Here is an 11,337-nt window from a genome sequence, read left to right on the forward strand (position 1 = left end):
CCTCAGCGTTCCTCGGGAAAAATGGACCGGCAAGTACAAACGGCGACGGCGTGATTGAGTTGGGGCTGATGCTCGTGTCCTTCGGCGAAGGGATCGGACTGTGGGGTTGTCGGAACGGCAGCGGATGGTGCTCGGGCGGTTGGCGGAGATCGCGATCCCGGCGGACGACTTCCCGTCGGCGGCCGAGGCCGGAGCGGTGGGGTTCATCGAGCGAGTGGTGACCGAGGACCGGCCGGACTGGCTCGAACGGGTCGAGCGGGCCCTGGCGGTCGCGGGGGATGAGCCGGACCTCGACGTGGTGCTGGCTGATCCGGATGGCGCCTGGTTGGTGCGGATGATCGCGCAGGGCTTCTATGCGGGGGACGGGCAGGTCCGGCCGTCGGCGTGGACCATGGTCGGCTGGCAGGCGGACAAGGCCGGGGCATGGGAGCCGGTGCAGACCGACCTGCGCATCACGCCGCGGTCGGAGTTGGTGGATCGCTACGACTGCATCGTTGTCGGCTCAGGCGCGGGTGGTGGTGCGTCCGCTCAGGTGCTGGCCGAGTCCGGGCGGTCGGTGCTGGTCGTGGAGACCGGTCGCTACCCGACGACCGCGTCGTTGTCCCGCGACCACCTGCGGAACCCGCGCTCGGTGGCCGGGCTGCCCGCGCTGACCGACCCGGATCCGTTCGGACGCCCTCGGGTCGCGGTCATCGACGGCGTACCTCGGCAGGTGCTGCCGCCGGACGGTGGCTGGGGCAACAATGCCTTCACAGTCGGTGGCGGCACCCGCGTGTACGGCGCCCAGGCGTGGCGGTTCGTGCCTCGCGACTTCGCGATGGCGAGTACCTACGGAGTTCCGTCAGGGAGCGCTCTGTCGGACTGGCCGATCACGTACGACGACCTGGCGCCGTACTACACGTTGGCCGAGCAGAGGTTCGGGGTGAGCGGTGGCGGTGTGGACCCGTGGCACGAGCCGCGGGAGCTCCCGATGCCGCCCATGCCACGCACCGGTCCGGCGACACGGCTCGCGGCGGCCGCGGAGCGGCTGGGCTGGGGAACTCTCGACGTACCGCTGCTGATCAACTCGGTCGACTACCAAGGACGGGCGGGCTGTGTGCGGTGTGGGCAGTGCGTCGGATTCGCCTGCCCGGTCGAAGCAAAGTCCGGCACCCACAACACGGCACTGCCGGCCGCACTCGCGACCGGACGGTGCACGTTGGTCACGGAGACGACGGCGGAGCGACTGGTCACCGATGCGTCCGGCCGCGTGACCGGTGTCGCCCTGGTCGCCGAGGACGGGCACTGGCGCCGGACCGTGCAGGGCGAAGAGGTCGTGATCGCCGCCGGGGCGACCGAGACACCGCGGCTCCTGCTCAACAGCGCCCACGACCGCGAACCCGACGGCCTCGGCAACAACCACGACCAGGTCGGCCGGCACCTGCAGGCGCATGTGTACGCCGGAGCGGTCGGGCTGTTCGACGACGAGCTGGCCGATCTGATCGGCCCGGGTGTCTCGATCGCGACCTGCGACTTCCGGCACGGGAACGACGGGATCGTGGGTGGCGGGATGCTGGCGAACGAGTTCGTCCCGACGCCGGCCGCGACGTACGACTATCTGACCGGCGCCGGGTTGATCCCGCGGGCCGGTGCGGAGGGCAAGCAGGCGATGCGGCGGGAGGCGCGACGCATGCTGCGAGTCGTCGGGCCGATCCAGGAGGTCACATCGGCGGAATCGCGGGTGCGGGTCGATCAGCGGGTCCGCGACCGCTTCGGCAATCCGGTCGTGACGATCAGCGGCTCCATCCACCCGGAGGACGTCCGGGCGCAGGCCTTCATGAGCTCGAAGGCCCGCGAGTGGCTGGAGGAAGCGGGCGCGGTCCGGACGGCTGCCGGCGGGGTCGGTACGACGCGGCAGGCGAGCAGCGGGCAGCATCAGGCGGGCACGTGCCGGATGGGCGACGATCCGGCGCGATCGGTCACCGATCCGTACGGCCGGGTCTGGGGCCACGACAACGTCCGGATCGCCGACGCTTCGGTGCATGTGACGAACGGGGGAGTGAACCCGGTGCTCACCGTGCTGGCCAACTCGCTGCGGATTGCCGGGCACCTCACCGGGTGAGGTGCCCGGTCCGGGTCACGCCAGGATGCGGGAGATGCCGACGCCGCTGCGGGCGTCGCGGCCGTACTTCTCCACCTCGGCGGCAAGGTCCAGTCGGCGTACTCCGGCCTTCGCCCGGTCCTCGTCGGTGAGCAGGTCGGCCGGGATGATCCAGACGATCTCGAACTCCAGCCCGTTCGGGTCCTTGCCGTACAGGGACTTGGTGGTGCCGTGGTCGGACGAACCGACCAGGGCGCCGGCCTCGGCCAGCGTGGCGGACAGGTCCTGGAGGTCGCCGAGGGTGTCGACCTCCCAGGCGAGGTGGTAGAGCCCGACGGTCGTCTGCCCGGCACCGGACGGGCCGGCCTGCGAGCCGAGTTCGAACAGGCCGAGGTCGTGGTCGTTGGTCGAGCCGGGCGCCCGGAGGAAGGCCGCGCCCTGGTAGGCGTCGCCGCCCTCGGTGTAGCCGAACCCGAGCACGTCGCGATAGAAGGCGACACTCTCGGCCACGTTCCGCACGTACAGCACCGCATGGTTCAAGCGGAAGATCGCCATCGAACAAACCTCTCTCGTCGGGACCCTTCCGATGATAGTTGAAGACTCAACATAAGGCCACGGCTGCGCGCTAGCGGCGGCGAGGTCTGCCCGGCTTCTTGCCCGCTCCCTTGGTGGCCGACGCTTTCTTGGCGGCGGCCTTCTTGGCCGGGGTCTTCGTGGCGGGCTGGGCGCCGCGGCTGCTGTTGACCGTCCGGCCGCGGACGATCCCGATGAACTGCTCCACCAGTTCCGACGTCTCGTCCTCGGGCCAGCTCAACGCGACCTGCGACTCCGGCGCGGCCAGGAGCGGCCGGTAGGTGAGGTCCTTGCGGTGGTGCAGCCGGGCCAGTGACTGCGGTACGACGAGCAACCCGGTGCCCATGGCAACGAGTGCGATCGCGTCCGCCGTGGTCGCGGGACGGTCGTCGATCACCCGTCCAGGTGGGCGTTCCCAGTCGAGGACGTCGTCCTGCGGGTGGAGCATGAGTTCGTCGGCCAGGTCGCCGGTGGTCACCTCGTCGGCCGCTGTCACCAGGTGGTCCTTCGGAACCACGACGACCGTCTGCTCGACGTACAAGGGGATGGCGTGCAGGCCGTCGCGGTCGATCGGGAGCCGGAGGAGTACGGCGTCCGCCTCGCCGCGACGTACCAGGGCCGGTGCGTCGGCCGCGGTGACCTGGATCAGCTCCAGCGGGATCCGGGGCAGGCGCTCGCCCCACATCCGCACCCACTTGGCGGGTGTCACGCCGGGCACGTAGCCCAGCCGGAAGGTGGGTCGGAGGCCGGTCACGGTGGCCAGGTTACCGGGCGTCACGACAGGACGGGCATGGTCGCTACTCTTGCGGCATGACGGCGCGTAAGACACCCCAGACGATGAAGCCGGCCACGGCGGCCAAGAAGCTCGGGGTGTACCTGCAGGCGACCCCCGCGGAGTTCCAGGAGGGCGCGGTGTCCCGCGACGAGCTGAACGCGCTCCAGGCCGACCCGCCCGAGTGGCTCCGCGAGCTGCGCCGGACCGGTCCGCACCCGCGGCCCGTCGTCGCGGCCAAGCTCGGTGTCTCGATCAGCGGACTGGCCCGGGCCGGTATCACCGAGGCGCTGACCACGGACGAGATCGAGGCCATCAAGTCGGAGAACCCCGACTGGCTCGAGCATGAACGGGCCACCCAGGCCGACGTCCGCCGCCAAGCCGCGGAGCTCAGGAACAAGACGGACTAGTCCGGCCCGACCCCTTGACTTGACCCGTCACTCAGGCGCTATTTTCGGTCATGACCGTAAAGGCGGTCATGACCGTGCGTACGTCTGGGAGGTCCTGATGAGGGTCGGAGTCAGCCGGGTCGTGGGGTCCGTGGCCGCAGTAGCGGTGGTGGCCGGATTGAGCGCGTGCGGCGGTTCCAGCGGATCCGGCGGGTCCTCGGACCAGGCGGTCGTGACGGTCTGGATGTACCCCGTGATCGCGGACGAGAAGGCGGCCACGACGTACTGGACGCAGATCGAGAAGGACTTCGAGGCGGCGAACGCCGGCATCGACCTGCGGATCGAGCAGCAGCCCTGGGCGAACCGGGACCAGAAGCTGGCGACCGCGTTCTCCGGCGGCAAGGGACCGGACGTCCTGCTGCTCGGGCCGGACCAGATCCCGCAGTTCGTCACGTCCGGCTCGCTCGAACCGGTCGACAAGGTGCTGGACGCGGACAAGGACAAGTTCCTGCCCGGCGCCCTGGACGCGCTGAAGGTCGACGGCAAGCTGTACGCGGTGCCGATCTACCACACGGTCACCACGACGGTCTACAACAAGAAACTGCTCGCGAAGGCCGGCATCACCAAGCCGCCGGAGACGTGGGACGAGATCAAGGCGGCCGTGCCGAAGTTCAAGCAGGCCGGTGTCGCCACGCTGGACTACTCCGCCTCGCCGGAGGCCTCGCTGAATCTCAGCTTCTACCCGCTGCTGTGGCAGGCCGGCGGGAAGGTGTTCGCCGACGACGGCAAATCGGTGGCGTTCAACCAGGCACCCGGCGTCGAGGCGCTGACGTTCCTGAAGGGCCTGTACGACGACGGCGGGATCCCGAAGAGCGCCCTGTCGAACGCGAACGTGGTGGCCGACCAGGCGCTCGGCAAGCAGCAGGTGGCGATGGGTTTCACCAACACCCTGATCGACGCCAAGACCGTCGCCGCGAGCTGGGGCGCCGCGAACGTCGTGGTCGGCGTACCGCTGGAGAACAAGAAGCGGGTCGGGTTCGGGCTGCCCGGCGGGCTCGCGGTGAACGCGGGATCGAAGGACGTCGACGCGGCGGAGAAGTTCCTCGGCTTCATGACCCAGCCGAAGCAGGAGATCAGCCTGGCGACCGCGTCCAACTTCCTGTCCCCACGCACCGACGCGCCAGTACCGGCCGCCGACGAGCAGGCGAAGAAGTTCGAGGAAGCGCTGCAGTACGCCTACTCGGGTGAGGTCAACCCGGCCGCCCGTCAGGTGATGACACTGCTGTCGGTCGAGATCCAGGCGGTGCTGACTGGCAAGAAGACACCGCAAGAGGCCCTGGACGCGGCGGCCAAGCAGTCCAACGATCTGCTCTCCAGACAGCGCTGACCGGATGAGAGTGGTCGACGTCAATCGCATCGTCGGTCCGGTACCGACGGGCGACGTACCTAGTACGGATGCGCCGGGTCTGCTGGCCGAGCTCGACCGGTTGGCGATCGACGCGGCGTGTGTGGTGCATTCGCATGACCTGTACTACGACCCGACCGTGGTGGCTGAGTTGCCGGCGGATCCACGGCTGATCCGGGTGCCGGTCGTCGTACCCGGGCCGTTGGGAACCGGCGTGCCGGCGGGTGCTCGGGTGGTGCGGATGTGTCCGGCCGAGCATCGGTTCCTGCTGACCGCGCCGCACGGGATCGCGGCGGCGCGGGAGTTGGCCGAGAGTGCTGTGTCGGTGTTGCTGGCGCTGGAGTCGGTGGGTCCGGGGGAGATCCACCGGCTCGCGACCGAGGTGCCGTCGCTGCGGATCGTGCTGATCAACACCGGCTACCGCGCGTTGCGCGAGCTCGCCGACCTGATGGACGCGCATCCCGAGGTGCGGGTGGATACGGCGACGTTGTCCGGTCACCTCGCGGTCGAATGGGTCGTACGCCGGTACGGCGCCCACCGGGTGCTGTTCGGGACCGGTGCGCCACTGACCGACGACGCCGGGCCGCGGTTCCAGCTCGACCACCTCGAGCTGCCGGCCGACGAGGTCGAACTGATTGCTAGCGGCAACATCCTGGAGCTGGTCGGATGACCGGCATCATCGACGCCCACGGTCATCTCGGGGCGTGGTTCGCCTTCGCGATCCCGGACAGTTCGACCGAGAGCCTGGTGCGGGTGATGGACGGCTGCGGCGTCGCGACGATGTGTGTCTCGCACCTGCTCGCGATCGGCCCGGACTCTCGCGCCGGGAACGCCCTGCTGCTCCAGGAGATCGAGCGCTTTCCAGGCCGCTTCCTCGGGTACGCCGTCTACGACCCGCACGACCCCGAGGCGGCGCGACGGACGGCCGACTTGCTCGACACACCGGGGGTGATCGGGCTGAAGCTGCACCCGGACACGCATGAGCACGCGCTCGACGGGCCGGCGTACGAACCCGCCTTCCAGTTGGCGGCCGACCGCGGCTGCGTAGTGCTCGCGCACGGCATGTTCGGTTCGCCGTGGTGCGGTCCGGCGCACTTCGCGACCGTTGCCGCACGGCATCCAGCCGTGAAACTGTTGATGGGTCACGCCGGCCTGTTCCCGGCCGGGTTCCCCGCGGCGGCCGAGGTGGCGTCGACGTACCCGAATGTGACGTTGGAGCTCTGCGGGTCCCGGACCACGGCGCGGCATGTGGCCTGGCTGGTCGACGCGGTTGGCGCGGACCGGATGGTCTTCGGGTCCGACGCGCTGTTCCTGGATCTGCGGGTCGGGGTCGGCCGGGTGCGACTCGCGCCGATCGATCAGGCCGACCGCGATCTGTTGCTGTTCGGCACGATGACCCGGCTCCTGGAGGGATGTCGATGACAGTGGCAACGACTTTGGCGCTTGACGGCGGTACGCCGGTCCGGACCGCGGGCTGGCCGAGTTGGCCGCCGCCCGCGACCGCGGAGCAGCGCGAACTCCTGCTCGAGGTGCTCGACAGCGGCGACTGGGGTGCGACCTCCGGCCAGAAGGTGGCCGAGTTCACCACCGCCTTCGCCCAGTCGATCGGAGCGCGGTACGGCGTCTCGGTCGTGAACGGGACGGTCGCGCTCTTCCTCGCGCTGCGCGCGCTCGGGGTCGGCCGGGACGACGAGGTGATCGTGCCCGCGTACACGTTCGTCGCGAGTGCGACCGCGGTGGTGCTGGCCGGCGCGCGACCGGTCCTGGCCGACGTCACGCCGGAGACACTCCATCTCGACCCGGCCGCGGTCGGGCGGCTGATCAGTCCGCGGACGAAGGCGATCATGCCGGTGCATCTCGCCGGTGCCCCCGCGGACGTCGATGCCTTGACGGAGTACGGCGTACCGATCGTCGAGGACGCTGCGCAGGCGCATGGTGCGACCTGGCGCGATCGGCCGGTCGGGACGCTGGGTGATGCCGCGTGCTTCAGCTTCCAGTCCAGCAAGGCGATGACGGCCGGCGAGGGCGGGCTGATCGTGACCGACGACGAGGCCGTGTACCGGAAGGCCTGGGCGCTGCACAACGTCGGCCGGAGTCTCGAGGGCGGGTGGTACGAGCATCCGGATGTCGGGTGGAACCTGCGGATGACCGAGTTCCAGGCCGCCGTACTGCTGCCGCAACTCGGCGTACTGGACGATCAGGTCAAGACGAGGCATCGCGCGGTGGAGTTCCTCCGCCGGGAGCTTGCCGGCGTTGATGGTCTGGAGGTTCTGCCGGAGCCGCCGGGCACTACGGCCAGCAGCCATCACCTCGGCCTGGTCCGCTACGACCCGGCCGCGTTCGGTGGGCACGGCAAGGACAACTTCCTCGCGGCGATGGCGGCCGAAGGTGTTCCGCTGGATTCCGGCTACCGCTCGCTGTCCCGAGAGAAGGCACTCCAGGCGTACTCCGACCTGCAGCCGTGCCCGGTCGCGGAGGAGGCGGCGGACACGGTCGTGTGGATCCGTCAGAGTCTGTTGATGGCCGACGAGGCGGAGCTGTCCGACATCGTCACCGCCGCGACGAAGGTCCAGCAGGCGTTCGTCAGCTCGTGACCAGTGCCTCGAACGCGTCGAGGGCGCGCCGGATGTTCTCGACCGAGTTCGCGTACGAGAACCGCAGGTGGTCCTCGCCGTACGCCCCGAAGGAGGTGCCCGGCAGGCAGGCGACGCCGGCCTCCTCGAGCAGCCGATCGGCCAGCGTCGCCGCGGACAGCCCGAGCTCACTGATGTTCGGGAACGCGTAGAACGCTCCACCCGGTTCGATGCACGACACACCCGGTACGGCGTTCAGCCCGGAGACGATCACCTCGCGGCGTTCCCGGAAGGCCTCGAGCATCCGCTCGACGTCGTCCCACGGTCCTTCCAAGGCCGCGATCGCGGCGTACTGGCTGAAGGCCGACGTACAGGACACCGAGTTGATCAGCAGCCGGGTCACCGGCTCGACCAGCGGCTGCGGGAACACACCGAACCCGAGCCGCCAGCCGGTCATCGCGAAGGTCTTCGACCAGCCGTCGAGCAGGATGGTCCGCTCGGCCATGCCGTCGACATCCAGCACGCTGTGGTGGTCCCCGTCGTACCGCAGCGCCCAGTAGACCTCGTCGCTGAGTACGACGAGGTCGTTGGCGATCGCGATCTCGGCGATCGCCTCCAACTGCTCGGGGGTCGAGGCGCTGCCGCACGGGTTGTGCGGGGAGTTGAGGATCAGCAGCTTGGTCCGGTCGGTGACCAGCGACGCGAGCTCCTGGGGGTCGATGACGAACCCGTTCTCCTCGCGCAGCGGCACCGGCACCGGCTTCGCGCCGGCGAACGCCGCGATCGAGGCGTACATCGGGAAGCCCGGGTCCGGGTAGAGGACCTCGTCGCCCTCCTCGCACAGCGCCATGATCGTGAAGAACATGATGGGCTTGGCGCCCGGTGTGACGAGCACCTTGTCCGGCGTCGTGGTCAGCCGGCCGGTGCGCTCGAGGAAGTCCGCGACCGCCGTCCGCAGTTCGGGGATGCCCGGCGCCGGCACGTAGTGCGTGTGGCCCTTGTCCAGCGCCTGCTGCGCGGCGGCGACGACGTGCTCCGGGGTGTCGAAGTCCGGTTCGCCGATCTCGAGGTGCACGATCTCGCGGCCGCGTGCCTCCAGGGCCTTCGCCTTGGCCAGCACCTCGAACGCCGATTCGGTACCCAGTCGATTCATCCGCCCAGCTAGCTTCACGACTTCGAGCCTAGGCGGAGTGTCCACTTCCTGGCCAACGGTCCTGTGTCGTGAGACGCGTGCCATCATCGGTTGGTCGGTCAGCAAGCGACTCGAAGGAGTGCGGATGGCACGGGTAGCGGTCACCGGAAGCAGCGGGAAACTCGGCCGGGCCGTGGTCGATCACCTGCTGGACAACGGCTGGGACGTGGTCGCCCTGGACCAGGCACCGCCGGCGCGGACCGGTGTCGTGGCGTCGCGGGTCGACCTGACCGATTTCGGCCAGACCTACGAGGCGATCGCCGGAATCGACGACCGCCACGACGGCGTCGACGCCGTCGTCCACCTGGCCGCCGTCCCGGCGCCCGGACTGCGGCCGAACGCGGCGACCTTCCACAACAACATGACGGCCACCTACAACGTGTTCTCGGCCGCCCTGCGGGCAGGAGTCCGCAACATCGTCTGGGCGTCCAGCGAGACCGTGCTCGGCCTGCCGTTCGACGAGTTCCCGCCGTACGTCCCGGTCGACGAGGACTACCCGCCGCGGCCGAACAGCACGTACTCGCTGGTGAAGACGCTCGAGGAGGAGCTGGCCCGGCAGCTGTGCCGGTGGCATCCGGACCTGAAGCTGATCGGCCTGCGGTTCTCGAACGTGATGTACCCCGAGGACTACGCACGCTTCCCGGCGTTCGACGCCGACGCGCGGGCGCGCAAGTGGAACCTCTGGGGCTACATCGACGCCCGCGACGGCGCGCAGGCCGTCCGGCGCGCGCTCGACTACGACTTCACCGGCACCGACGTGTTCATCGTCGCGAACGGCGACACGGTGATGTCCCGGACGAACGAGGAGCTCCTCGCCGAGGTGTTCCCCGGCGTTCCCGTCAAGCGCCCGTTCGGCCCGAACGACACCCTGTTGTCGATCGACAAGGCCCGCCGCCTGCTCGGCTACGAACCCCAGTACTCCTGGCGCGACTAGGCAGGCCCGTAGGGGAACAACTTCTGCGGGTCGTACGACGCGCGTACCTCGGCCAGCCGGGCGAAGGTGTCCGACGGCCACGCCGCCTCGTACGAGCCCGGCAGCGAGAAGGCGGCCGCGAAGTTGACGGTGGTCTCGGGGGAGACCCACGCCGACAGCCGATCCAGCACGCCACCCGCCACAGCGGGCAGCACCGTCTCGAACAAGCCCGGATCGGGCACACCGATCATCACCAGGCTGTACGCGCCACCACGTCCACCCACCGCACTGCCTTCGGGTACGTCGCGGTGCGCCGCGCCGCCGAGATGCCGGATCTCCACCGCGACGAGTGGCACCTTCTGATCCGGCCCAACCACGTCGAGGAACGCCGAGGCGAAACCGGCGTCGACGTCACGGAGCAGCACACCTTGGTCCCACGCGGCCGTCGGGTCCTTGGGATCGTTGTGAATGAGCGCGATGTCGGTGGCCGGCATCTCGCCGACGGTGTCGACGATCGCCGTACCGGCGTCCCGGATCGGCCGGAACAGGCGCTCGCCCTCGGCCGGGTCGCCGACGAAGGCGAACCGGACGCTGAGCACGGTCTTGCCCCGCAACGGCTCGGGGATGAACTCCAGCGGCGGCAGCCGCAGGATCACGACCGAGGAGTTCGCGGTCTCGGGCAGCGTCTTGGTCCAGCTCGCCCACGTCATGAAGACCCTGGCGATGTCCGGGGCGTCGAAGAACGCCGAACCGCCGTACAGCGTGGTCAGCTCGACCAGTGCGAAGTCCATCGCGGTGACCAGGCCGAGGCCGCCCTTGCCGCCGCGCAGCGCCCAGAACAGGTCGGGGTGCTCGGTGGCGTTCGCCGTCACCACCTCGCCGGTGCCGGTGACGACGCGGAAGCCGCGCGCCCAGTCCGACGAGACGCCGAAGGTCCGGGCCAGCGGACCGAGTCCGCCGCCGAGGGTGTAGCCGATGCACCCGACCGCGTCGGAGGCGCCGATGATCGGCGCGAGCCCGTGCTGTCCGGCCGCGGCGATGACTTCCGCCCACCGGGAACCCGCGGCGATATGGGCGACCTTCTGGTCCGGATCGACAGTGACGCCCGTCAACCGGGACGTGGTGACCAGGACGCCGTCGGTGACCGCGGGCGTTCCGTGCCCGGTCGCGAGGACCCGGACCGGCAGGCCGCTGTCCGCCGCCGCCCGTACGACGGCCGTGGCGTCCGCCTCCGACGTGATCCCGACCGCGACGGCCGGACTGTGCGTGACCGCCGTGTTGAACCCGCCGACCTCGTCCGCGAATCCCTCGTCACCAGGAACCAGGACCGGCCCGCCGACCTCGCCCCGCAGCCGCGCGACCAACTCATCCACACCCGACACAGTGCCTCCCCTCCAGAGACTCCACCCTTGGCCCGCAGTCTTCCGCACGCGCGGGGTC

At 69.8% G+C, this 11,337-nt stretch carries 11 protein-coding genes; 7 read left to right on the forward strand and 4 right to left on the reverse strand.

The window, feature by feature from the left end; translation table 11 throughout:
- Window positions 1-100: 100 nt before the first annotated feature.
- Entirely contained in the window at window positions 101-2,101 is a 2,001-nt protein-coding gene (locus ACGFH6_RS10480) for a GMC oxidoreductase (RefSeq protein ID WP_393382346.1), read from the forward strand.
- 15 nt (window positions 2,102-2,116) lie between these two features.
- Here ACGFH6_RS10480 and ACGFH6_RS10485 read toward each other — a convergent pair whose 3' ends face one another.
- A complete protein-coding gene (locus tag ACGFH6_RS10485; RefSeq protein WP_393382349.1) occupies window positions 2,117-2,635 on the reverse strand; it encodes a VOC family protein in 519 nt (172 codons plus the stop codon).
- Window positions 2,636-2,705: 70 nt separating this feature from the next.
- Entirely contained in the window at window positions 2,706-3,407 is a 702-nt protein-coding gene (locus ACGFH6_RS10490; RefSeq protein WP_393382351.1) for a LysR family substrate-binding domain-containing protein, read from the reverse strand.
- Between the two features lie 56 nt (window positions 3,408-3,463).
- Here ACGFH6_RS10490 and ACGFH6_RS10495 point away from each other — a divergent pair, with 56 nt between their 5' ends.
- The 5 genes from ACGFH6_RS10495 (at window position 3,464) to ACGFH6_RS10515 (ending at window position 7,813) form a co-directional block, all read left to right on the forward strand.
- Window positions 3,464-3,835, forward strand: a complete 372-nt coding sequence (locus ACGFH6_RS10495; RefSeq protein ID WP_393382352.1) for a DUF5997 family protein — start codon at window positions 3,464-3,466, stop codon at window positions 3,833-3,835.
- A 97-nt stretch (window positions 3,836-3,932) separates the two neighbouring features.
- Entirely contained in the window at window positions 3,933-5,201 is a 1,269-nt protein-coding gene (locus ACGFH6_RS10500) for an ABC transporter substrate-binding protein (RefSeq protein ID WP_393382355.1), read from the forward strand.
- A 4-nt stretch (window positions 5,202-5,205) separates the two neighbouring features.
- On the forward strand, window positions 5,206-5,889 hold the full coding sequence (locus tag ACGFH6_RS10505) for an amidohydrolase family protein (protein WP_393382357.1): 684 nt from the start codon (window positions 5,206-5,208) through the stop codon (window positions 5,887-5,889).
- Window positions 5,886-6,641 carry an amidohydrolase family protein gene (locus ACGFH6_RS10510; protein ID WP_393382360.1) on the forward strand — a complete coding sequence of 252 codons (756 nt, stop codon included), beginning with the start codon at window positions 5,886-5,888 and terminating at the stop codon, window positions 6,639-6,641. Before ACGFH6_RS10505 ends, ACGFH6_RS10510 begins: the two co-directional genes overlap by 4 nt.
- Entirely contained in the window at window positions 6,638-7,813 is a 1,176-nt protein-coding gene (locus tag ACGFH6_RS10515) for a DegT/DnrJ/EryC1/StrS family aminotransferase (RefSeq protein ID WP_393382362.1), read from the forward strand. Before ACGFH6_RS10510 ends, ACGFH6_RS10515 begins: the two co-directional genes overlap by 4 nt.
- Here ACGFH6_RS10515 and ACGFH6_RS10520 read toward each other — a convergent pair.
- Window positions 7,803-8,945, reverse strand: a complete 1,143-nt coding sequence (locus tag ACGFH6_RS10520) for a pyridoxal phosphate-dependent aminotransferase (protein WP_393382365.1) — start codon at window positions 8,943-8,945, stop codon at window positions 7,803-7,805. The genes ACGFH6_RS10515 and ACGFH6_RS10520 overlap by 11 nt on opposite strands.
- A 124-nt stretch (window positions 8,946-9,069) precedes the next feature.
- Between ACGFH6_RS10520 and ACGFH6_RS10525 the strand changes: the two genes are divergently transcribed.
- A complete protein-coding gene (locus tag ACGFH6_RS10525) occupies window positions 9,070-9,918 on the forward strand; it encodes an NAD-dependent epimerase/dehydratase family protein (RefSeq protein ID WP_393382368.1) in 849 nt (282 codons plus the stop codon).
- Here the strand turns inward: ACGFH6_RS10525 and ACGFH6_RS10530 are convergent.
- Window positions 9,915-11,270, reverse strand: a complete 1,356-nt coding sequence (locus ACGFH6_RS10530) for an FAD-binding oxidoreductase (protein ID WP_393382371.1) — start codon at window positions 11,268-11,270, stop codon at window positions 9,915-9,917. The two genes, ACGFH6_RS10525 and ACGFH6_RS10530, sit on opposite strands and share 4 nt — an antisense overlap.
- Between the last annotated feature and the right edge of the window lie 67 nt (window positions 11,271-11,337).

The organism is Kribbella sp. NPDC049227 (genome assembly GCF_043197265.1).
Classification (GTDB): domain Bacteria; phylum Actinomycetota; class Actinomycetes; order Propionibacteriales; family Kribbellaceae; genus Kribbella.

Coding starts and splice junctions, on each gene's coding strand:
- ACGFH6_RS10485 (WP_393382349.1), bottom strand. CDS start 2,635: ATGGCGATCTTCCGCTTGAACCATGCGGTGCTGTACGTGCGGAACGTG.
- ACGFH6_RS10495 (WP_393382352.1), top strand. CDS start 3,464: ATGACGGCGCGTAAGACACCCCAGACGATGAAGCCGGCCACGGCGGCC.
- ACGFH6_RS10500 (WP_393382355.1), top strand. CDS start 3,933: ATGAGGGTCGGAGTCAGCCGGGTCGTGGGGTCCGTGGCCGCAGTAGCG.
- ACGFH6_RS10505 (WP_393382357.1), top strand. CDS start 5,206: ATGAGAGTGGTCGACGTCAATCGCATCGTCGGTCCGGTACCGACGGGC.
- ACGFH6_RS10510 (WP_393382360.1), top strand. CDS start 5,886: ATGACCGGCATCATCGACGCCCACGGTCATCTCGGGGCGTGGTTCGCC.
- ACGFH6_RS10515 (WP_393382362.1), top strand. CDS start 6,638: ATGACAGTGGCAACGACTTTGGCGCTTGACGGCGGTACGCCGGTCCGG.
- ACGFH6_RS10520 (WP_393382365.1), bottom strand. CDS start 8,945: ATGAATCGACTGGGTACCGAATCGGCGTTCGAGGTGCTGGCCAAGGCG.
- ACGFH6_RS10525 (WP_393382368.1), top strand. CDS start 9,070: ATGGCACGGGTAGCGGTCACCGGAAGCAGCGGGAAACTCGGCCGGGCC.